The sequence below is a fragment of the Hymenobacter sp. UV11 genome, assembly GCF_004684095.1.
In the GTDB taxonomy this organism is placed as follows: Bacteria; Bacteroidota; Bacteroidia; order Cytophagales; family Hymenobacteraceae; genus Hymenobacter.
The window spans coordinates 259,732-282,338 of sequence record NZ_SRII01000003.1 but is presented as its reverse complement, the minus strand read 5'-3'; the positions used below and the strand labels follow the sequence as shown (position 1 = coordinate 282,338).

Below are 22,607 nucleotides of genomic sequence, written 5' to 3'. Positions count from 1 at the left end.
GCCGCACCTAAAAATGTCCTCTTACGCCCACAAAAAACAGCAGCTCTACCTAGTGCTTAGCGGCATTTTTTTGGTAAATGCGCTGCTGGCCGAAATTATCGGCGTCAAGATTTTCTCGGTCGAAAAAACCTTTGGGCTGAGCGGCAACCTCACGGCCGGGGTGCTGGTGTGGCCAGTCGTGTTCATCACCACCGACGTTATCAACGAGTATTTCGGGCGCAAGGGCGTGCTGCGCATCACCTTCCTCACGGTGGGGCTGATTTTGTACGCCTTCCTGGTTATTCTGGGTACCACCAAGCTGATACCGGCCGACTTCTGGCTCGACCTCAACAAGACCGATGCGCAGGGCCGGCCCTTCAATATCGAGTTTGCCTACCAGAGCATTTTCCGGCAAGGGCTGGGCATTATTATCGGCTCGCTGGTGGCATTCGTTATCGGGCAGGTGCTCGATGCCAGCGTGTTTCAGCTGTTTCGGCGCGTCACGGGCAGCCGCTTTATCTGGCTGCGGGCCACTGGCTCTACGCTCGTTTCGCAGCTTGTCGACAGCTTCGTGGTGCTATACGTGGCGTTTTATCTGTTCGGCAATTGGTCGATGACGCAGGTGCTCGACGTGGCGCGGTTCAATTATTGGTATAAGTTCGCCGCCGCCATTTTGCTCACACCGCTGCTTTATTTGGCGCATTATGCTATTGACCGGTATTTGGGGCCAGAAGAAACGGCAGAATTGCAGGAGGAGGCATTTATGGATGAGGGCGTTTAGCTTTCCAACTATTTACGCCGTCAGCTACGCTTGATTCAGAGTAGCGCGTCGGGCTAACTTTATTTTTAACTATGTCCCGCATCCTCACCGGCATTCAGAGCACCGGCCGCCCGCACCTGGGCAACCTGCTCGGCGCCATCCTACCCGCCATCGAGCTGTCGAAGAACCCGCAGAACGACTCGCTGTATTTCATTGCCGACCTGCACTCGCTCACGACCGTGCGCGACCCGGCGCTGCTACGCGCCAACACCTACGCCGTGGCCGCCGCGTGGCTGGCCTGCGGCTTCGACACGGAGAAAAACCTGTTTTACCGGCAGTCCGACGTGCCGCAGGTGACCGAACTGACGTGGTACCTGTCGTGCTTCACGCCCTACCCCATGCTGGCCAACGCGCACAGCTTCAAGGACAAAAGCGATAAGCTTTCGGATGTGAACGCGGGCCTGTTTACCTACCCCGTGCTAATGGCCGCCGACATTCTGCTCTACGATGCCGAGATTGTGCCGGTGGGCAAGGACCAGGTGCAGCACCTCGAAATAGCGCGCGACATTGCCCACGCGTTCAACAGCCGCTACGGCGACACGCTGGTGGAGCCCCAGGCCCGCGTCGATACGGAGCTGATGACTATTCCGGGCACCGACGGCGCGAAGATGAGCAAGAGCTACGGCAACATCATCGACGTGTTTGCACCCGAGAAGGAGCTGCTGAAAACCATCAAAACTATCATTTCGAGCAGCACGCCGCTCGAAGACCCCAAAGACCCCGATACCGACGTCACGTTCCGGCTTTTCTCGCTGCTCGCTACCCCCTCCGAAACGGCCGACCTGCGCCAGCGCTACCTGGCCGGCGGCTACGGCTACGGCCACGCCAAGCAGGCCCTCTACGAGCTGATTTTGCGACGCTTTGCTCCGGAGCGCGAGCGCTTTAATTTCTACATGAACAACCTACCGGAGCTGGATGCGGCGCTGGCTATCGGCGCGCGCCGGGCGCAGGAATACGGCGCGGGCGTGCTGGCTAAAGTGCGGCAGCGGGTAGGCTACGGTGTCTGAACCGCGGATTTATCGGATTCGTCGGATTTATCGGATTTTGGTGATGTCAAAGTGGTCCGTAGTGTCTTCTCACCAAAATCCGACGAATCCGATAAATCCGCGGTTCAGACTTGCTGCGCCGTGAAGCTGAAGCCGACTTTGCTGCCTCGGCTCACCTGCTGGTTTTCCAGCTTTTGCTTCACCGATATTTTCTGGATTTCGGGTAGCGGCGGGGCGATAAGGTCGTTGTTGACGGCCGCAATCATGGCGCTTTCCACGAATAGGCGCAGCGATTCGGCCGTGACGGTGCTGGCGCTCATGTCGTGGCCGGGCAGTTCCAGCTGCTGCACGCCTTCCAGAAAATAGTGGCTGTCGATATTGATAAGCAAGCGGCCCAGCAGGTAGCCGGGGTCGTTCAGGCGCTGGTAGCGGATGCTGTCGGCCATGAAGTTGTAGGCCATAATGTGGCCGAAAAAGCGTCGCCGAAAGTCGGCTTCCACATAAGGCGTGTTGAGCGGCCCGAAGTCATCGGGAAACGTGACGATGTTGGAGTGCATCACAAACACTAGCAAGTCGCCGGAGAAGCGAATGTGAAACTCCATTTCGTTCACGGGCAGGCAATCAATCTTCACACTGGCGTCGGTGTTGGCAGTTACTTTCTGCGTCAGCTCTAAGCACAGCTGCTGCGACACCTGCCGCAGCAGCGTAAAGGCCGCCTGCGTAGCCCGAAAAATAGCCTGCTTGGCTCCCGATTTTTCGCGCAGGCCCTGGGCAATGAGGTTGAGGCGGTCGGGCGGCAGCTCTTCATTGACTGGGGTCTGCACTACTACGGCCTTGGCACGGGGCGCTTTGGCACGGGCAGCCGGCTTGGGCTTGGCGGGGGGGGTAGGCGGGGCGGAAGAGGCAGCAGATTTGGCCATTAGAAGGAGCGTTGGGTATAAAGCAAAGAAACACGGCAGCCTCCAATTGCGGCAGTAGCTGCCCTTATAAGTACGCAAGTGAGTGAGCAGACGGTTGTGAGCGCGCGGCTGCCCACTGGCCGCTCATGCCACGTGGCAGCTACCAAACGGGGGCCACGCACGTTACCGACACAAGGCCGGCAAGGGCTTACCACTTTCCTGCTTGGCCGCCAGCCAGGTGACCAAGTTAATAAATTGATTTTAAGTAGGATAATAACGCACTGCTGAGGCTATCCGTAAACAAGGTAAAATATAATCTACCTTCTTACCATGACCGATACTTATCTGCGAAGCCTCGGCTTTGCGCCTATCCGCCAAGAATCGCGCGCTAGCCGAAATAACTTCAGCCAGACCTGGAGCTACCAGTTCAACCACGCCGCGCGCGATGGGGTACGCCTCTACATTGAGCACCCGCTGGGTATCGATGGCTGCCGCCTGAGCACGCTGGCCGCGCCAATAGCCGCGCAAGACGTGTTTGCCACCGTTGACCTACACGACCGGCCCGGCCTGGAAACGGCTATTAAGGACTTTTATGCGGCGCATGGCGGCATGGGGCCGCAGGTAAGCTCCTTTGCACCACACCCGTTTCGACCCTACCGCCGCCAGGAGTAGTTAACGTTAGTATCACGGCCCGCCTACCCCCCCTTATGGACCAAGAACAGCTTGCCCGCCAAATGCACGGCGTGGTATATACACAACGCAAGTTATCCTACCTGCAAGAGAAGCTTACCGAGGCCCTGGCCTTTAACCCGGTGCCCCTGGCGCTGGGGCAGCGCACGCTAACCGTTGCTAATGTGGTAGCCGCCAGTGAGCACGAGCAGCGCATGAATGAAGCTATCGAAGAGATAGCCCAGGAAGAAGCAACGCTGAAGCACATGACAGAATCACTGCTGAATGTGATTCCGGAAATAATTAAAAACCTGATTCGCAAAGGAATGCCTCTCGTAGCCGACTGGCAGAAAGACGGCATTGCCTCGCTGGCGCTGGTGTATGAAAAGCAGCGCTTCATCATTATTCCGGATAATGAGCTGGACTGAGTAGCCAGCTAGCGCAGTTCCCAAACCGGTACACCGACTCGGGAACCGACGCTAGAACCAGCCCATGAAAAAGCCCCGTTTCCAGCTTGGAAACGGGGCTTTTTGCAGAGAAGGAGGTACTTTATCCTTGCGATTCAGCTAGATTCATCCCACTACTAAAAACCCTCTCTGAACGCTTCAAAGCCAGCTTTACTAAGTAACTACTCTGGATAAGTCTAGTTAGTATCGGTTTAAATCGGGCATTTTGTCCCCTGGTTGTCCCCTTAGGCGGGGGACAGTAGCTAGTTTTGGGTAGCTACTCTCCTACCCAATGGCTTCCGTCTCCTTTTTACTCAAAGAGCCCAGCGCTACCAAGCTCACGCCCATCTTCGCCTTTTTGAGTTTCGACGGGCAACGCGTCAAGGTATATACTGGCTTGAGCATTCTACCCAAGCAATGGCTCAAAGCTGAGCAGCGCGCCCAGGAGCGCGGGCTGCCCGACAACGGCACACTCAATGACGCGCTGAAGCTGGCCGAGGAGCAGCTGCTCGATTGCTACAGCCAGTACCGCGCCCTCGGCCAACTACCGAGCACGGAAGCTTTGCGAGCCGCCGTGCAGCCGGTGGCCGCGCCCGTGGCCAGCACTGCGCCAGTAGCGCACTCCCTATGGGAATACTTCGACGAGTGGATAGCCCTTGCTCGCGCTCAACAGAAACCGCGTTCCGCGCAAGTGTACGCCACGGCGGCCCGCCACCTGCGCGAGTTCTCCCAGGCCAGCAAGTATGCTGTGGATTTCGACACCATCACGCCCACTTTTGGCGACCGCTACACCACGTACTTACTGCACAAGGTCCAGCTCACCGACAACACGGTGGCCAAGCAGGTGCTCACGTTGAAGAGGTTTTTACGCTGGGCCCGGGACCGCGGCTACACCAACGCCACGGGCTTTGACCGGTTGAGCTGGAAGCGGCAGGAGCCGGACATCATGACGCTCACCGCCGGCGAGGTTGCGGCGCTGGAGCAGTTGGCGCTGCCGGCCGGCGGCTACCTCGACAACGCCCGCCAGCTTTTTCTGCTGGCCTGCTACACGGGCCTGCGCTTCTCTGACCTAGTTAGTATCCGCACGGAGCACTTACGCGGCCACTCGCTACGCATGACTACGCAGAAGACCCGCGAAACCGTTACGGTACCGTTACGGCCCGAAGCGCTGACTATCGTTGAGCAGCTGCTGGCCGGTAAGGTGCGGGCCATCACCAACCAGAAGCTTAACGACTACCTGAAGGAGCTCGGCCAGTTGGCCAGCATCGACGCACCAACGGAGATTATTCGCTTCCGGGGCGGCGTGCGCGAGAGCACTACAGTTGCCAAATGGGAGCGGCTGGGCTGCCACACCGGCCGGCGCACCTTCGTCACGTTGAGCCTGGAGCGAGGCCTGAGGCCGGAAACGATTATGAAAGTGACGGGGCACCGCGGCTGGAAGTCCTTTCAGCGCTACGTCAACGTGACCAGTGACGCGGTAGAGCGAGAGTTTCGGCAGTCGTGGGGACAGTGAACGCCTTACTATCAGAAATGCAACTTCTACTACTCTGCTCTATACTTGCAGTCATAACCTATTATACAGATTCCCACCCGTGACCTACTCTGACTTTGAAGCCCGTTGGCAGCCCTCGGGCGGAGCGGAGCGGGCCAACTACAGCTTATTTCTGACTGAACTGTGCGACTTGCTAGGCGTACCTCACCCTGATGCTACCACGCATAAGCCAGCTCAGGATGCCTACGTTTTTGAACGAACCGTTACGTTCGATAATGGCCCTGGCAACAAGGACACCACTGGCCGGATTGACCTCTACAAAAGAGGTTGCTTCGTGTTGGAAACGAAGCAGGGTGTAGGTAGTTTTGAAGATTTTTTAGATACTAATAAAAACGCGGGAACGCGGGAACGCGGGAACGCGGGAACGCGGGAACGCGGGAACGCGGGAACGCGGGAACGCGGGAACCTATAATTGACTCTAAACGTGAGCGTTCAGAGCTAGGCCTACCAGTTGAGCGGCGGCGCCTAGGCCACGCAACCCGTGGTTCAGCTAAGTGGGGCCAAATGATGGAGGCCGCTCGTGAGCAGGCCTTGCGCTACGTGCGGGCCTTGCCTGCAGCAGAACCACGGCCGCCATTCGTAGTAGTGATAGATGTAGGCTACTGCATCGACCTGTATGCCAACTTCGCGGGCGTTGGGGAGGGCTACGTGCCGTTTCCTGATTCTAGCAGCTTTCGCATCATGCTGCCGGCCCTGGCAGAAGAGGAGTCCCAGGCGCGACTACGGCTGCTTTTTACCGACCCGCAGCAGCTCGACCCTAGCCGCCGGGCGGCCCAAGTAACGCGCCAGCTCGCCCGACACTTGGCGGGCCTGAGCAGCCAATTGGAGCGTGCTGGCTACGCATCTGATGTGGTAGCGCAGTTTCTGATGCGCTGCGTCTTCACCATGTTTGCTGAAGACGTGGAGTTGATTCCCAAAAAGTCATTTACCAAGCTCTTGGCCGACTATGCGGGCTCGGCCGAGGAGCGCGCCAACCTGCCCGCCGCCCTGCAAAGCCTGTGGGTTGCAATGGATAAGGGCGGCTTCTCGCCGGCCTTACGGGTACACGTGCGCCAGTTCAACGGCAAGCTCTTTCACGATGCTACCGCCCTACCCCTCACCGCCGACCAGTTGACGCTACTGCAACAAACCGCCGCAGCCGATTGGCAGGCCGTGGAGCCCGCTATCTTCGGTACCCTGCTGGAGCGCGCCCTCGACCCGCGCGAGCGCCACAGCCTGGGGGCGCACTATACCCCGCGCCGCTACGTCGAACGCCTGGTGCTGCCCACCGTGCTGGAGCCGCTGCGCCGCGAGTGGGCGGCTGCCCAGGCTGCCAGCGCCCAGCTGCTTGAGACAGGCAAGGGTAAGAAGTCCGTGACCGAAGCCCGCGAAGAGCTCTTGAAATTTCTGCGCCGTCTCACCTCGGTGCGCATTCTGGACCCAGCCTGCGGGTCGGGCAACTTCCTCTACGTAACACTGGAGCACCTCAAGCGCCTCGAAGGCGAGGTGCTCGCCGCCCTGGGCCAGCTCGGGCAAAGTGGCCGCCTGGAGCTGGGCGACGGCACTACCGTGAGCCCGCGCCAATTGCTGGGGCTGGAGTTGAATCCGCGCGCCGCCGCTATCGCCGACGTGGTGCTGCGCATCGGCTACCTGCAATGGCATCTACGCACCCACGGCCTCACCCAGTTGCGCGAGCCGCTGCTGGACGACTACCAGAATATTAGGCAGCAAGATGCCGTGCTGACCTGCGACGGCCCGGATTATACCAGCCCACGGCCAGCCGAGTGGCCTGAGGCCGAGTTTATCGTCGGCAACCCGCCCTTTGTAGGAGCTAGCCGCATGCGTGAGGCCCTGGGCGATGCCTACACTCTGGCCCTACGCCAGGCCTACGCCGGCCAGGTGCCTGACTCGGCCGACCTCGTTATGTTCTGGTGGCAGCGCGCCGCCGCCGCCGTGCAGGCCGGCTGTGCAGAGCGCTTCGGCTTTATCACGACCAACAGCCTGCGCCAGACCTTCAACCGCCGCGTGATGCAGCCTTTCCTCGAAGGTGAGAAGCCCCCGCTGGCGCTGACTTTTGCCATCCCTGACCACCCGTGGGTAGATAGCGCAGACGGGGCCGCTGTGCGCGTAGCTTTCACCGTAGGCGAACGGGCGAACGGAGCGCCCACGGGCCAGCTACTGCGCGTGCTCTCCGAAAAAGCCGTGGGGGGCGACGATGCGGCCGAGGTAGCTTTCGGCAGCGAGGAAGGCCGCATCCAACCCGATTTGAGCATCGGTGCGGAAATAGATCGGGTCAAGTCCTTGACTGCGAATGCCGCATTAACTAGCCGTGGTGTTCAATTGTATGGAGCTGGATTTATTTTATCCGAAGCAGATGCTACTGCAATGGTGGCAAATATGCCTGCCGCTCGCGCAGTAATCCGACCCTACTTAAACGGCCGGGATTTTACAGGAAATAGTCGGGGTGTAGTGGTTATTGATTTCTTCGGGCTGACTGAAATTCAGGCCCTTGAGCAGTTTCCTAATCTTTATCAGCGAGTGGTAGAGCGTGTAAAGCCAGAGCGTGATCGTAGCAATGAAGCACGAGTAAAAGCTAACTGGTGGTTACATGGCCGTACCCGCGACGAAATGCGTCAAGCTATTGATGGTCTATGCCGTTACCTAGCCACCGTCGAGACGGCGAAGCATCGGATTTTTCAGTTTCTAGACGCTAGCATTCTGCCTGACAATAAACTGGTGGCTATTGCGCTGGATGACGCTTTTGCATTGGGCGTATTATCAAGTCGCTGCCACACCGCTTGGGCACTGGCCTCCGGCAGCCATTTGGGCGTGGGTAACGACCCAGTTTATGTAAAAACCCGTTGCTTCGATCCCTTTCCTTTCCCAATCGCCACACCTGCCCAGCAAGCCCACATCCGCGAGCTAGCCGAAGCGCTCGACGCCCACCGCAAGCGCCAGCAGGCCCATTACCCCAACCTCACGCTCACCGACCTCTACAATGTGGTAGAGAAACTGCGCGCCGGCCAGCCCCTCACGGCCAAAGACCAAACCACCCACGAGCAGGGCCTGGCCGCCGTAGTGCTCAGCCTGCACCAGCAACTCGACGCCGCAGTGGCCGCCGCATACGGCTGGCCAGCCGACCTACCCGACGCCGATATTCTTACCCGCCTGGTGCAGCTCAACCACGAGCGCCGGCAGGAAGAGGCGGCTGGCACCGTGCGTTACCTGCGGCCCTCCTACCAGGCGCCCGGCCAGCAGCAAGCCGCCCTTGTATTACCTACCGCCGCGTCGGCTACTACGGCCCTCACTGACCTCGCTATTATTCATCCCTGGCCCACGGAACTGGCCCAGCAGATGCAGGCCGTGCGGGCCGTGGTGGCGCAGGCCGGCACCCCGGTTACGCTGGCCCAGGTAGCCGCTTGCTTTCGCCGCACACGGCCTGAGCGGGTGCAGCCGCTACTCGATACGCTGGCCATGCTCAAGCTGGTGCGCTTCACGCCGGAGGGGGCTTATGCGGGGTAAAGTAGCTACTGAGCAGTAAATTTTCTGACTGCCTGTGAGTGTACCAGTAGGGTAATATTATCTTCACGGCCATGAGAAAACTCTTATTCTTGGGGGCGTGCCTAGTAGCATTGGCTTCGCAGCCGGTGATGGCGCAGACTGGTGGGGCCGAAGTTATTGTGATAAAAGTGCTTGAGGCCAATGGGTCGATGCAGATTGGTATCGCTCGGCCCGGTAGCAAGCCAGAGCATCGTGAGGTCAACTTGAAGCAACTGAAAGAGAAAGGAGAAGGCGATTACCTTAACGGTCAGGCTGAGTACACACGCAGTCTGCTCGTTGAGCTAAGCCAGCAAGGCTATTCTCTTACTACTACCTATACTGCTAATGAGGGTACGGGTGGTTCAGGGCCTACAACGCTTATATTCACAAAGCGGCAATAGGCTGGTTAGCATCCACACGTGAGGCAGTGCGTAGCAGTAGTTTCGCGGGATGAATCTTAGGGAGTCCTTTCGCAAAGACTACGTCCGGACGGTTCTAAGGCTAGCCTTAGTCGGCACGGTGGTGGGAGCCGTCACTTGGTGCATCGTACTGGCTTTTGGCTGGTGAGGCGTGGCATCCTGGTTGGAGTCCATCGGCGGGTAGTGGTACCGCCAGCAGTGGCCGTGCGCGTTCGGCACCACATACCAGGTGGAGTAGCGGCATACATATCTTAGTCGCATGAAGATTTACTTCCTATCGCTCTTCCTATTCGTCACGCTCGGAGCCTCAGCCCAGCAGACCCTGAACCTACGGCTCAAGTACGAACTCGATAGCCTCTACCATGTTGACCAGCTCTACCGGGAAGCAATGCTGGTACCCGAGAAGCATTATCTGGTGGACTCCCTGGCGGCCGTGCACCACTTCCCAGCTGGGCAGGAGCAGGCACAATTAATCGGGCTGATGCTGCGAACTGACTCGGCCGACATCAAGCGCGTGGGGGCCATCATTCAGCGCCACGGCTACCCAGGTAAGGCACTCGTCGGCACCCCCACGAACGAGGCGGCCTTCTACGTCATCCAGCATTCCAATCGCATTTCGCAATACCTACCCCTCATCAAGCAGGCAGCGGACCGCGGCGAACTGCCTTTCCGCCTCTACGCCATGATGCTTGACCGGGAGCTGCTGCAGCACAATCAGGCGCAGGTGTACGGCACGCAGGGCTTCAACTTCGGGGGCACCAATTCGAAGACGGGCACGCCGGAGCAGCACAATATTATCTGGCCCATCCAGGACCCGGCCCACGTCAACGAGCGCCGCAAGCAGGCTGGCTTCAGCCAGACGGTCGAGCAGAATGCGCAGCGCATGGGCATCCCCTACCAGGTACTGACCATGGAGCAAGTGAAGGCGATGTCTGGCTACCACGCGTTTTGATAGGAGCACGAATTACCAGCAGCCCCGAAAGCCCGTTTCTCGCCCCGGCAGAAGCGGGCTTTTTTGTGACCCAGAAACAGGAAAATCATTAGCTATAGTCTAGCCGATTCCGTATATTTCCGGTGTCACTCCAGACCATCCAAGGTGTAACCCATTACGCTTTGGGAATGCCCACCCACCCGCTATGTCCTACGCCATTCTGCGCCTGAGCAAGCTCAAGAATCTGGGCATGGCCACCAGTGCCACCCAGCACAATTACCGGCTGCAAGATACCCCGAATGCTAATCCGGAATGGGCGGTGCTCAACGAGGAGCATCTCAACCACGGCCAGCGCAACTACTGGCACCTGGCCAACGAGCGCATCGCCGAGCTGCACCTGGCCAGGCTGCGCAGCGACGCCGTGCGGGCGGTGGAGCTGGTGCTGACGGGTAGCCCTGAGGCCTTCCCCCGCGATGCTGCCGGGCGGGCGCTCGACCGGCGCGGCACGCTGTGGGTGCAGGACAACCTGCGCTTTGTGCGCGAGCGCTTCGGGCCGCAGAACGTGGTGAGCTTCACCCTGCACCAGGACGAAGTGACGCCGCACATTCACGCTGTGGTGGTGCCCATTACGGCCGATGGCCGGCTCTGTAGCCGCGATGTCTTTAGCCCGATGAGCCTGCGCCAGCTGCAAACCGACTACGCCAAGGCGATGGCGCCCCACGGCCTGGAGCGGGGCATCAAGTACAGCACGGCTATTCACGAGGACGTGCGCCGGCACTACGGGGCCCAGCAGATGAGCAAGGAAGCGCTGGCCAAGGTCGCCGCTCCGGCCATTGTTACTACCCTTAGACTAGAAGAACCGACGGCCTGGGACCGCGTGAACCTGCGCGGCTACCTCGACCGCCAGCAGGCGCTGCTCGACGCGCACCTCGCCGCGCAGCTAGCGGCCGCCAACCAGCAGTTAGAAAAAGTGGCCACCGTAGCCACGGCCAACACCTTGGAGCATGACCGGGCCCGGGTGCTGGAGCAGCAGCTGGCGCGCGCCAAGGAGAACCTGGCGAAGGTGCACGAGAAGCTGGCTGCCGAGGAAGCCAAGGTGGCTGAACTGCAGAAGTCGGAGGCTTCCAAAATTCGAGGCTTTAATCAGCTAGCCGTCCAGCTTGCCCAGGGCGAGCCACTCGACAGGTACCTGCTAAGCCAAGGGCAAAACCTACGGGAGCAATCTCGTCGGGCCATTGAGCAGGCCCTTGCTGAGCAGCTGGCGCTGCCGTGGCGTGGGGAGTCTGAGCTACAGGTGGCCATGAAAGGACTGGGCTACAAACTGGTTCTCGGGGGGCCGACGGAGCTGGCCGTGCTCGACTCAAAGACAGGGGCAAAATTCGGCTACGAGGATATCCGGCCTGATGGGCAGGACTTTGCGCAGCAGGTGCAGGCGGCTAAGGCGCACACGGTAAGGCAGGAAAAAGTAGTGGAGCAGCAGGTGGTAGAGGAGCAAGTGGTGCGCAGCAGAGGTGTCAGAGTTAAGTAGTAAACTAATTACCAGCACGATGGAACAGCTACCAGGGCAAAAACTTTGGGATGAAATAAAAGAGGCCAGACGAGATGGTCTCACCAAACAAGGCAATAGGTACATTCAGCTTGACGTGTTCAAGAGGCGGCCCATAGAGCAGAACATACCCGCGCGCATTTACGAGACTGACTTTCAGAATTGCTTTTTCTGGGTGCTTAGTGGGGTTCTTCCCAACGGTTACTTTGCTGATGACGAGGAAAAGCTGCGCTACGAAAGCTTGTACGGCCCTCCTCTTCCGCTCTTCCACGTCATTCCTTATCTGAACCAGCTGCTGGGAGAGAAGCTTGAAACCGTCTATGGTTTCTCGGCCCTTGTGGATGATTATCAGTACTTGGTTGACCTAATAACTCAGGGCCTGCCTAATCTACAGCCAGTTCCGACCAACCTGACGCACGCTCATAATTGGTTAATCAAACAAACTGAGCGATTGGAAGCAATTAATCTAGCAACCGGCATAGCGGAGGCTTCTCGCAAATTGGCTGAGCAACAATCATTCAGTAGCGCCCAAGCCGGTGAGTTTATATCATCCAAGCCTTATAAATGGAATGGCTCTTTGACAGAGATAGTCGAACTGAGTTATTCTTTAATAGCAAGTGGATTAATAGTAACTGGTAATCGTGAAAAGTTTACTCATTTACTAGCGGCTTTTTTTGGCGAGGCATTAAAAGACCCAGCAAATACTATAACTAAGGCCAAGGGACGGAAAAGCGAGAAAACAACTATTCTTGATAAGCTAAAGCCAGCCTTAGACCATTTTTTAACTACCTCTAAATCTGACACTTCCAAATAAAAAATAATTAATTTCAGGGTACTACCTTGGGTAGTACCCTTTTTTTTGTCTAGTTACTTAGTCCCTTTGCACCACGCCGCCAGGCTTACTTCTCCGGCGGCGCGACCACGGTGCTACCTACCATTATCACCCAGAGCGTGGGCTACCCGCAATTACTCGACGATGTACGCGCCATCGTTCGCCACGAGGTAAGCCAGGCCCAGGCAGCGAGTCCCGCAGCGGCGGCCGCTGAGGAAGAACTACTGACCGTGCGCCAGGCCGCCACGCTGCTCGACGTGTGCGTGGCTACTATCCATGAGTGGAAGCGGCGGGGGCTGCTGGGCTATACTCGAATTGGCGGCCGGGTTTACTTGAAGAAGGCTGAGGTGTTGGGGGCTGGGACTCGGTGTCGCAGGAGTGGGGCGGTCGCAAAAAAGCGAGGCACTAAATCTGGCTGACGCCGCCCTTTGTGGTGTTGCCGACGGGCTCACTTTTCCCTCGGCAGCAACACCATCTTTGCCCCCTGCCATCCTGCTACCCATCGGTGCCCTGTGGCTGCTTGAATGCCCCCGCACGGTCACGGCTTGCGTGCTGGGCCACGGCGGCGGGGTACGGGTGTGTAGATGGGCGGGCCCAGACTATCGGGACGGTTGAGGTACTAACACCGTGAGGTCACCTTATCCGATTTCCCTCCTCCTCTTGGTCAAGCTCATCGGGTTCATAACTAGGATTTAGTGTGTAAGGGAGCCTATCTGTAAAGTCATTCATCAGGGCGCTAGGACTCACAGCCTCCAAGTATTTACCTACCTCTAACAAGTAGCCCCAATCGGCGCTCTGTTGTTTATGAAACTCTTCTAAAAAGTCAGTATTAGGTGGTAGAAACTGGCTAGGACGGGGCGCTGTGGGGGGCTTGTATGGTAATTGTACCCTTGCTGGCGGGGTAGGAACAGTCATAGGCCCCCGGCCTGCTAAAAGCCAGCTGCCATTAATCTCAGGATATCGCAACATGATTTTCTCTAGCAATTCAAAGCCGGGCTTGCTCATTCTACCACCTGTTATACTAGCCACTACGCTAGGCAACGTGCCTACTTCTTTCGCAAAAGCTGTCTTGTTACCGTTTGCGAAATGAGCAATAAGCGCATCAAGGCGTCCGTGTATAGAGTGCTGAGCTTCCATTATGACTTTTGAATAAAAAAAATTGACAACTGCGAACGATTTATTCGCACACTGCGTATATTTGCATTAGCCACGCAATAATACGCAATTGCGAACAATTTCACACACAATGGAGGCAAAAGATAACATCAGTAGTTTACTTGCGCCAGGCGATGTAGGGACTATCGCTAAAAAGCTAGGACTTTCGCAACCCTCAGTTAGCCATGCGCTAAAGCGTGGTAACCCAGGCCACCCCGCTGTGCGCGAAGCTCTGCGCATGGCTAAAGAATCGGGGGCTCTCGAAGCCGCCCAGACACTAGCCACCCTATCACTAACCGGCTAGCACAAATCATTTCCTGTCAAGCATTTACCTGTCTCATTCGAGGCCAGGCCACCCCCTTATTGCTTTTTTCAAATGTCTATCGCCGTCGTCGATTACCAGCAGCTGCTCGAAGACTTACGCAACATAGTCCGGCACGAGATGCAATCAGCACCGGCCGCCGCGGTAACCCAACAACCGGCCGGTGATGAGCTACTAACCATCAAGCAAGCAGCCGAACTGCTGGATGTGTGTGTGGCTTCAATCCACGAGCACAAACGCACTGGTAAGCTGCCTTACCAGAAGATTGGCGGCAGGTCTTATATCCGTCGTTCCGACGTACTGGCCGCCGGCACCCAGCACCAGCGCACGGCCAAGCCGGCCCGCACCAAGCGCGCGAGTCACTAAGTAAATAACCATTGATTTTCTGGGCTTTACTTCCAACTAGCCCAGCTAGTTCAGCCACGCTTTTGCCTACACTTTTTCCACTCACTTCACCCCAAACTCGTTTATGACTACCGCCGCAATTCAGGGCCTCTACCCCTACTTCTGCTCCGCGCTGGCCGCGCTGCACACGGACCCGCACGGCCGCTCGCTGGCTCAGCTGCTGCGCGTCAAGCTCGATGCCGACTTAGTGCGCGGCGGTCAGGCCCGCTACCGCATTACGATTACCGACCAGGCCAATAAGCGGCCCCGCCTCGACTACCTGGGAACGGAGACAACCGCCGTGGTAGAGGGCTGGGTGTCAGCCCGCGTATTTGACTGGGCGACTCGGCAAGTACCTACTGTTGACAATCACCACGGCCTGCCGCCTTCGCAGTGGTGGTGCGTGACGTTGCAGGCCCGGCCGGCCGGCGCGGGCCAATACGCTACTACCCTGCGCTACGGCAGCTATGACGATTTTGCGACCCTGCTGCGCGGGATGCTGGCCTACGAGCGCCAGCAGGACCGGCGGGCCGCGAAGCTGGTAGGCCAGTTGTGCGTTTATCATTTGGAGCAGCTGACTACCGCCCCCACGCTGGCTGTGGCGGCGGCGGCTGTCGAAGCACCTGCCTCTACCCCCACCTACGGGCTGGCTGAGGCCAGGCAGGCCGTGGGTGTGCTGCTGGGCTGTGGCGCGGCCACGGTGAGGCGGGTGGCGCACCGTGTGGGCATGGCCGTGGGCTTTAGCGGTGGAGAGGAGCTGGCAGTATGAAAACGGTTCAGTTCAACACCATGAGTATCCGCTTTTGGCTGCGGCACTCCAAAAAAGAAGGCCAGCCGGGCGTCGTGTATTGCACCCTGACCTGTGGCGGCCAAGAAGCTACGCCCTTTTCTACGGGTATTCAGGCATGGCCCCCCGTAAAGAAGGGGCAGACACCTACCCCCCGCAGCTGGCAAAACGCACCTACTTCTTGCCTGTATGGCGACGCGCCCGACGTGGAAGCCGACAATGCCACCCTAGGCGCCCTCTACAACCGCTTGCGCAGCATCAAAATTGACTTAGAGCGACAAGGGCTACCCTCTGATGCCGCCGCCGTCGTGGAGGTGCTGCGGGGCTTCGGCAAGGCCGTGCCGACGCTGTTACAGGCCGCTGAGCAATTCATTACCGCCCGCGAGAAGCAGGTGCGGCCTGCCACGGCCCCCGCGTGGGACAAGTCCGGCTTTTCACCTGCTACTATTAAAAAGTACAAGTGTCGGTTTGGGCTACTTCGTGAGTACCTGAAAAAACAGCAGCACGTTCACATGCCGCTGCACAAGTTCACGGCCAAACACGCCGACGCGTTGTGCGAACTAATTCTAACCCGGCCGGCCGTAGCTGGCAAGCTATCCGGCGCGGCGCGGGGCAAGGGCGAAGCCCACTACGCTGGCAAAGTAGTTGGCTGGGTAAGTCAGGTATTGGACTTTGCTATTAACCAAGAATGGTTGGCGGTCAATCCATTGTCGGCTTGGTCGGCCCCGCACAGCTTTGAAAAGCCGCTGGTGTACTTGCTGCCCGAACAAGTAGCTAAGCTAGAAGCCTACCCGTTCGCCAACGCCTACTTGCAGCGGTGCGCAGATTCGTTCCTGTTTTCGTGTTGGACGGGCCTGGCGTGGGCCGACCTCGACAGCTTCGACACGGCTACCCACATCGACGCGGCGGGCTGGCTGGAAATGCAGCGCACCAAAACCGGTGCGGGCTTCGCAATGCCCCTTTTGCCGGGCGCGGTGCGCCTGCTGAACAAGTACGGGGCCGCTGGGCTGCCGCGCTATGAGAACGCGCCGCTAAACCGCTCGCTGAAAGAAATAGGCAGCCTGCTAGGCTGGGAAATGGACATTACCCACCACGCCGCCCGCCGCACCTTCGGCATGTTTTTGCTCAACGAAGATGTGCCGCTGGCTACCGTGTCGGCCGTGCTCGGGCACCGTAACGAGCGCACGACGAGCCGCTACTACGCCCGCTTTATTGAACGGCGTAAAGTGGCGCGTGATTTTACCGCCTTGCAGGTTCGCTTAGCGGCTGGGCAGCCACAACCGGCTGTAGGTGCTCCTGTGCCTGTGGCAGCGCCCGCGAAGTTCGCGCCGCGGCCGTTCCGGCCCGCCGTTCAGAAAGGAGGGCAGGTAGCATGAAAGTAGACACTCTATATCTATCCTTTCGACGACGCCACAAGCGCGAAAATCACCTAGGACTTGCTCCCATTGTGTTGCTGTTATCCATTGACAGCAAGCGCGTTGTTCTAGCTACCGGCGTTACCTGCCCGAAAGCCTATTGGAAAAACGCTCTGCGCAAGCTGACTATGCCAGCCAGTCAAAAGCAGCATGTGTTGCCCGACTTTAGCGAGGAGGTGGTAGCCGAGCATAACAACACGCTGTATCAGCTACAATGTGAAGTAGTTGAGATATACAAGCGGTTGCGCAAGCCTGAACCACGCGGGCCAGTAGTGGAGGTGCGAATTACGGCGGTTAAGGATGGCCTACGCGGCCCCAAAAAGACGCCGCAGCAGCTTACGCGTGAGCGCGTGAGCCAGTCGCTAGCAGAATTGTACCGGGCATTTATAGCAGAGCGTGAGGGGCTGGTAGGTGTAGAAATCGCTTTGGCTACTTCCATGAGCCACAAAACCCGCCTCAATAGGCTTACGGACTTCTTGCGGGCTCACGATATAGCAGGCCTACGGCCCGAATCTTTCGGCCTGAATATGGCCGATAAGCTAATACACTGGCTTCTAAAGGTAAAGGGCCTCAAGCGCAACTCTGCTAACAAAATACTTCGCGGGGTTTTGCAAGTCCTAAGCTGGGCCGTGCGTCGGGAGTATATCGACAAAAACCCAGCTCAGCACTACGAGTTCAAGCATCAAGCGAAAGAGCCTATTAAATTTTTGACCGTCGGGGAGCTGGAGGCAATTTCCTGTATCGAGCTCGCCAACAATGGCCTCGGCCTGGTCCGCGACTGCTTCGTGTTCCAGTGCTGGACGGGCCTGGCTTACGCTGACATGGCCAGCCTGAACGTGGGACGTGATGTGGAGTACCACCGCGACAGGGCCGGCAATTTGCGGCGGGTGCTACGCGTCAAGCGGGCCAAAAGCACCATGTTCAAGGGCTACGAGTGCGTGATTCCGCTGCTGCCCGAAGCTGAGCGGCTGCTAGCGCACTATGAGGATACCATACCTGTGTTGACTAATCAAGCCTATAACCGTGGGCTAAAAGTGCTGGGTGAAATGTGCAGCATTGCAGCCGAAAAAATGACCACCCACGTCGGGCGCAAGACAGCCGGAACGTTACTGCTGAATATGGGAATACCCCTACCAGTAGTAAGCAAATTCCTGGGCCACGCCAACGTGCTCATTACCCAAAAGCTTTATGCCGAGCTACTGGATACGACCGTGATAGATGCCTTCTCGATGCTAGGCGGCTATGCGCCAGCAGAAGAAGAAACCACATCATTTGAATTAGCAGCATGAAAGCAACTCTGATTTTAGCCAAAGAAAGCGAGGTAGCCTGTGGGTAACTTCTCAAAAACGCTGGTGCGTCGCCTGAGCGGGCACCCGCCTCGCCCGGCCCAGCAAACTGGCTTGCCCGCCAACGAAGGACAAATTGCCTTACCCGACGGCCGCAAGTTCTGGATGCAGCGCGTGCATCGGGAAGACTGGCACCGGCTACTCGTGGGCGCCCAGCTCTTGCTCATCCGCACGAAGCGCCGGCACGAACCCTGGCAGCAGGCGGTGGAGATGGCCACCATCGACCAGAATAATCTTGACCACCCGACCGTGCCCATTCTGTGCCTGGCCTGGGGCTGGCTGCCCGAGGGTGAGCCGGATAAGCGGCCTGCCACCATCCTACGCCTGGCCGAACTACACATCATTCTGCGCTACGAATTGCGCGAAAGCCACTGCCCCGAGGTCGTGGCGGCCATCAGCCCTAGCCTAAATTAGTGATGCTCGTTTCCTATTATCCTGACTCCGTAACTACCGCCGGCCAGGCGCTGGAATTGCCCGAGGTGCTGGCGGGCATCAAAGAGGGCCGCTGGCGCGAGCAGGTCGAGGCGGCCCGCGCGGTCGCCGGTGACAAGGCCGCGTATGACAGGGCCAAAAGGAAACTGCCTGGCTTCACCACGTCGGGCACATTCAGCGCCCGCGCCGACGGCAAGCTGCTAGCGCATTCGGGGCTGCTCTGCCTGGATATCGACGCTAAGGACGCCAACGCCAGCATCAACCTGGCGGCCGCGCGCGCTAGCATTGAGGCCGACAGCTACGCCTACGCCGTGGCGGCCAGCGTGGGCGGTGTGGGCTTCTGCGTGCTGGTGCCCATTCCGCCCGACGACCACAAAGGCAGCTTTCGGGCCCTGGCCGCCTACTTTCTGGCCGCCCACGGCGTAACAGTAGATGCCAGCTGCTCGAACGTAAGCCGCCTGCGCTTCGTCAGCTACGACCCGGCGCTGTACCTGAATGAGGAGGCCGCCACGTTCGAGGAAACGCTGCCTGAGCCCCAGGTGGCGGCGCGGGCGGCGCGCCAGGCGCCCGCCCACCACTTGGCAGGCCCCGACCTGCGCAACGCCGATACGGAAGCCACGCTGATTGCCATCGGCTGCAAGATGATTCGGGAAGCCCAGGACGGCGGCAAGTACGTGAAGGTGCTGCACGCAGCCCATACGGTGGGCGGCTACGTCGGCTCGGGCTTCGTCGACGCCGGCCGCGCCTACGATGCGCTACACGCCGAGGTGCTGGCCAAGGAAAACGTGGCCGACCTCAAGAACGCCGAGAAGGCCCTGCACTCGGGCCTCTACAAAACCGGCCCGGCCAAGCCCCTGCTGCCCGACTGGCTGCAGCTGCGCGTGCGCCGGGAACTGCGCGACGCCCGCCAGGCCTACGGCACAGTGGTTTCGCTGGCTTCCGACATTGCCACCCAGGCCCACGTACCGCTGACCAGCGTGCAGGCCGCCGTGCAGGCTATTGCCGAGGAGCAGCAGCAGGCCCTGGCACTGCTGACGTTCTGGAACCTGTTGCCCAGCGCCAGCACCAAGCGCGATGCCCCGCCGAAGCTGGTGCTCAGCGACAACAAGTACCTGAGTTGGCTGGCCGGCGCAGGCTTCCGCAAGTACCGCACGGGCGAGGGCAGCTACCTGACCGTGCAGGTGCGGGCCAACATCGTGCACCGCCAGGACAGCGGCCAGCTGCGCGACTTCGTGAACGCCTACCTGGAAGGCCTGCCCTTCGAGTTCGACGGGGGCGTGTACCGCTTTCAGGTGCAAGACCTAGTGCACGGCAAGGATGGCAAGTACTTCGACCCGAAGTTTCTGCAGAATCTACCGAGCCTGGAGCAGCCGTTCCTGCGGGATGAGCGCGAACTGGCCTACTTCTTCTTTGCCAACTGCTGGGTACGGGTGGGCGCCGACGAGCGCCAGGCCTACCCCTACGACGAACTGCCAGGCCTTATCTGGGCCGAGCAGGTGCGGACCCACCACGTGGTGCTCATCAGCCGGTCCGCCGCCGAGCAGTGCGACTTCCACACCTTCACGGCCAACGTGAGTGCCCGGGACGCCGCCCGCCTGACCGTGCTACAACACGCACTGGGCTACCTGCTGCACGGCTACAAGGAGGAGCTGAACGCGCGTTGCGTCATCTTCCTCGATGAGGTGGCCACCACCGGCAAGCCCGATGGCCGGACGGGTAAGAGCCTACTGATTCGGGCGGTGGGTGAGCTCATCAAAGTGACACTGATACCCGGCGCTACCTTCCGCTTCGAGGATGGCTTTCGCTTTTCGCGGGTCGAACTCGATACCCGAATTCTCTATTTCGATGAGTGGGATGGCCGGCGGCTACCCTTCAAAAAGCTCTTTACCGAAATCGTGTCGGAGCTGGCCGTCAACAAGAAGAACCAGCCCGAGTTCATCATTCCCTTCGCGGACGGGCCCAAGTTCGCGATGACCACCAACGACGTGTTGCTGGGCGACGGCAGCAGCCACGAGGGCCGCAAGCTGGAAATTCCACTGGCCCCGCACTACTCGGCCACCCACACCCCAAAGGATGAGTTCGGCCGCGGCTTCTTTCGGGAGGGCTGGGAAGATGACGTGGCCGAGTACAACCGTTTCTTCAACCTGGCTTTGTTCTGGGTGCAGGGCTTTCTGAAGAGTGGCCGGCAGCTGGTGCAGCTGCCTTCAGCCACGCTGGCTGCCCGCAAGCTGGAGCAAGAGACGGGTACGGAGTTCATCGAGTTTGCGGCAGAGCTACTGGCGGCGGGCGTGCCGGCAGGTGAGCCGGGTATTTGGGTGGAAGATGCTTTAAAACGGTATCAAACAGAGACAGGTGATAAACGAATAACCCTGCGGCGATTTAATAATTGGTTTGAAAGGCTTGGATTTTCGAGAAAAAGGTGGGAGAAACGTGACTGGCGTGAAAAGCAGTTCTATATGATACCGCCGCTCGCTGCCCCACGAACTTAAAGAATCATTCGTGGGGCAGGCCTACCTATTGTGAATCAATTCATTACCTAGTGTTTCAGCATTCAAAAGGTCACTCTTTACGCTTCAGCCTATACCTTTTTCTTTTTTTGTATTTTTCTCATTACTATAAAACGCGAGAATAAGAAAAATACAAATTGGCTAGAGTAAGTATAAACAGCAGACAACGCCTCTCTAAAACCTCCAAAAAAATGCCTTGACGCTATAGAAAAAGGCTATTTTTCTGCCCCACGAAACTAGGAAATCATTCGTGGGGCAGCCACTTTTTACCTACTACTGCGATGTCTTGCTACACACTGCCTACTTCTTTTCAAGCCAATGAGCTATTCGTGCTGCACTTGCTCAGCCTGAACTATACAGAAATCACCCAAACCCTTAGGCGGTCGCGCACTGGTAAGCGAGTGTTTTTACATCCTGCTTATAAATCGAAGCGCGTCAGAATTGAAGGGGGCTATATCGCCCTGATATACAACGGCTGGCCACAGACCAGCCCCCCAATCCTCAGTCGAGACCGTTTCGCGGCATGGCACGAATCGGCTAATCAACACTTCTAATTCATTATCAATCCTAGCCGTTACGCCCCCCCCCTCGCTGCCCTGCTCGACGAGCCCCGCCTGGCCACTGCGCCCACCAATCCAAAACTGGATTCACGCCCTACCCTACCCCCACTGCCCTACGGCCCTACCTCGCCGGCCACGGCTTTAGCAGAATCCAAATCTGGATTCTGACCGCCACCAATTCAACGTTGAATTCATGCCACCCTGCGCCACGGCCTTACCCCACCGGCCGCTGCTGGCCGGCACTCCTCAAAGTTGAATTCTGCTCGCCACCAACGCAAAACTGCTTTCATGCCCTGGCTCAGCAGGTGGGCTCACTTTTCAATCGATTGAAAAGTCAGTTGATTGACGGCCCTCACCGATGCCGTTAAAAGTTACGCGATTGAAACGGCCCGAGGGGTGTGCCCAAATCTGGGCCGACCGCCGAGGAGTGTACTCAGAAGTGAGGCGACCTCGAAAGGTGCCGTTAAAAGTTACTCGACCTCCAAAAGGGTAAGCTCAGAAGTGAGCTGACCGCCCGAAGAGGTCAACGCAAAATTGCGTTGGCCCCCTGAAGGCATAACCAATCTGGTTACCCCTTTCCCCCGCCAAAGGGTGTAACGTTTCGTTACTACCTCGCTGCCAACCGAAGCTGAGTCTTGAGTTTCAAGATTCAGGGCTGTATTAAATCTTACTACCCCTACCCCCATGCTTTCTGCAAAAGACTTCCTAGCCTCCCACCACACAGCCGGCCAGCACCAGCAAGCCGAGCAGGCCCGCCTGCTCGCTGCTGCCAAACGCGACAAGTACAAGCTGGCTGAGCTGGCTGCCGGGCGCCTGGTTCGCATCCGGATGGAATACCCAGGCGAGGAGCCCATCACGGCCCTCTACCCCGCCCGCGTGGCGGCCTACGCCTGCCGGCTGCTCGGTGAGCCCCAGCCCACCGCCCGCGGTGGCGTGCGCGTTACCCTCACCACCCAGAACCGCCAGAGTGCCGCCTATTACCCCGAACTGGCCGCCCACCGCGCCACCATGGCCCTGCTGCACCACGCCCGCGCGGTCACCAAGGCTGAGCGCCGCCGGGCCCGGGCCCAACCGGGCCGCTAGCTACCACACGCTTCCTAC

General features: G+C 58.6%; 20 protein-coding genes. 19 read left to right on the top strand and 1 reads right to left on the bottom strand.

What is annotated here, in order from left to right; all coding sequences use genetic code 11:
* The first annotated feature begins 13 nt into the window (after positions 1 to 13).
* On the top strand, positions 14 to 760 hold the full coding sequence (locus E4631_RS06220; RefSeq protein WP_133657659.1) for a queuosine precursor transporter: 747 nt from the start codon (positions 14 to 16) through the stop codon (positions 758 to 760).
* Between the two features lie 71 nt (positions 761 to 831).
* A complete protein-coding gene (trpS, locus tag E4631_RS06215) occupies positions 832 to 1,806 on the top strand; it encodes a tryptophan--tRNA ligase (protein WP_133657660.1) in 975 nt (324 codons plus the stop codon).
* A 104-nt stretch (positions 1,807 to 1,910) separates the two neighbouring features.
* Here trpS and E4631_RS06210 read toward each other — a convergent pair whose 3' ends face one another.
* Complete coding sequence (locus tag E4631_RS06210) at positions 1,911 to 2,705, bottom strand: hypothetical protein (protein WP_240734707.1); 795 nt, start codon at positions 2,703 to 2,705, stop codon at positions 1,911 to 1,913.
* Between the two features lie 309 nt (positions 2,706 to 3,014).
* Here E4631_RS06210 and E4631_RS06205 point away from each other — a divergent pair, with 309 nt between their 5' ends.
* The 17 genes from E4631_RS06205 to E4631_RS06130 all read left to right on the top strand — a co-directional run bounded on the left by E4631_RS06205 (position 3,015) and on the right by E4631_RS06130 (position 22,589).
* Complete coding sequence (locus E4631_RS06205; protein WP_133657661.1) at positions 3,015 to 3,356, top strand: hypothetical protein; 342 nt, start codon at positions 3,015 to 3,017, stop codon at positions 3,354 to 3,356.
* 35 nt (positions 3,357 to 3,391) lie between these two features.
* Positions 3,392 to 3,781 carry a hypothetical protein gene (locus E4631_RS06200; RefSeq protein WP_133657662.1) on the top strand — a complete coding sequence of 130 codons (390 nt, stop codon included), beginning with the start codon at positions 3,392 to 3,394 and terminating at the stop codon, positions 3,779 to 3,781.
* Positions 3,782 to 4,091: 310 nt separating this feature from the next.
* A complete protein-coding gene (locus E4631_RS06195; protein ID WP_133657663.1) occupies positions 4,092 to 5,312 on the top strand; it encodes a site-specific integrase in 1,221 nt (406 codons plus the stop codon).
* Positions 5,313 to 5,391: 79 nt separating this feature from the next.
* Positions 5,392 to 5,763: a type IIL restriction-modification enzyme MmeI gene (locus E4631_RS26905; protein ID WP_317129123.1), complete on the top strand. Its 372-nt coding sequence runs from the start codon at positions 5,392 to 5,394 to the stop codon at positions 5,761 to 5,763.
* 92 nt (positions 5,764 to 5,855) lie between these two features.
* Positions 5,856 to 8,852: a class I SAM-dependent DNA methyltransferase gene (locus tag E4631_RS26225; protein WP_174805456.1), complete on the top strand. Its 2,997-nt coding sequence runs from the start codon at positions 5,856 to 5,858 to the stop codon at positions 8,850 to 8,852.
* 71 nt (positions 8,853 to 8,923) lie between these two features.
* On the top strand, positions 8,924 to 9,271 hold the full coding sequence (locus tag E4631_RS06185) for a hypothetical protein (RefSeq protein ID WP_133657664.1): 348 nt from the start codon (positions 8,924 to 8,926) through the stop codon (positions 9,269 to 9,271).
* Between the two features lie 277 nt (positions 9,272 to 9,548).
* Positions 9,549 to 10,241 (top strand): DUF6624 domain-containing protein, encoded by a 693-nt coding sequence (locus E4631_RS06180; RefSeq protein ID WP_133657665.1) that lies wholly within the window; start codon positions 9,549 to 9,551, stop codon positions 10,239 to 10,241.
* 184 nt (positions 10,242 to 10,425) lie between these two features.
* A complete protein-coding gene (gene mobV, locus E4631_RS06175; RefSeq protein WP_133657666.1) occupies positions 10,426 to 11,748 on the top strand; it encodes a MobV family relaxase in 1,323 nt (440 codons plus the stop codon).
* 19 nt (positions 11,749 to 11,767) lie between these two features.
* Positions 11,768 to 12,580, top strand: coding sequence for an RteC domain-containing protein (locus E4631_RS06170; protein WP_133657667.1), 813 nt, complete (start codon positions 11,768 to 11,770; stop codon positions 12,578 to 12,580).
* A 110-nt stretch (positions 12,581 to 12,690) separates the two neighbouring features.
* Complete coding sequence (locus E4631_RS06165) at positions 12,691 to 13,017, top strand: helix-turn-helix domain-containing protein (protein WP_133657668.1); 327 nt, start codon at positions 12,691 to 12,693, stop codon at positions 13,015 to 13,017.
* A 1,112-nt stretch (positions 13,018 to 14,129) separates the two neighbouring features.
* Positions 14,130 to 14,441, top strand: coding sequence for a helix-turn-helix domain-containing protein (locus E4631_RS06160; RefSeq protein WP_133657669.1), 312 nt, complete (start codon positions 14,130 to 14,132; stop codon positions 14,439 to 14,441).
* A gap of 103 nt (positions 14,442 to 14,544) precedes the next feature.
* On the top strand, positions 14,545 to 15,228 hold the full coding sequence (locus tag E4631_RS06155) for a hypothetical protein (protein ID WP_133657670.1): 684 nt from the start codon (positions 14,545 to 14,547) through the stop codon (positions 15,226 to 15,228).
* Positions 15,229 to 15,248: 20 nt separating this feature from the next.
* Positions 15,249 to 16,622: a site-specific integrase gene (locus tag E4631_RS06150; protein WP_166648089.1), complete on the top strand. Its 1,374-nt coding sequence runs from the start codon at positions 15,249 to 15,251 to the stop codon at positions 16,620 to 16,622.
* Positions 16,619 to 17,950: a site-specific integrase gene (locus E4631_RS06145; protein ID WP_133657672.1), complete on the top strand. Its 1,332-nt coding sequence runs from the start codon at positions 16,619 to 16,621 to the stop codon at positions 17,948 to 17,950. The genes E4631_RS06150 and E4631_RS06145 overlap by 4 nt, the downstream gene beginning before the upstream one ends.
* 39 nt (positions 17,951 to 17,989) lie before the next feature.
* On the top strand, positions 17,990 to 18,421 hold the full coding sequence (locus tag E4631_RS06140) for a hypothetical protein (protein ID WP_133657673.1): 432 nt from the start codon (positions 17,990 to 17,992) through the stop codon (positions 18,419 to 18,421).
* Between the two features lie 2 nt (positions 18,422 to 18,423).
* Positions 18,424 to 20,928: a BT4734/BF3469 family protein gene (locus E4631_RS06135; RefSeq protein ID WP_133657674.1), complete on the top strand. Its 2,505-nt coding sequence runs from the start codon at positions 18,424 to 18,426 to the stop codon at positions 20,926 to 20,928.
* A gap of 1,262 nt (positions 20,929 to 22,190) precedes the next feature.
* Positions 22,191 to 22,589 carry a hypothetical protein gene (locus E4631_RS06130; protein WP_133657675.1) on the top strand — a complete coding sequence of 133 codons (399 nt, stop codon included), beginning with the start codon at positions 22,191 to 22,193 and terminating at the stop codon, positions 22,587 to 22,589.
* Positions 22,590 to 22,607: the final 18 nt, after the last annotated feature.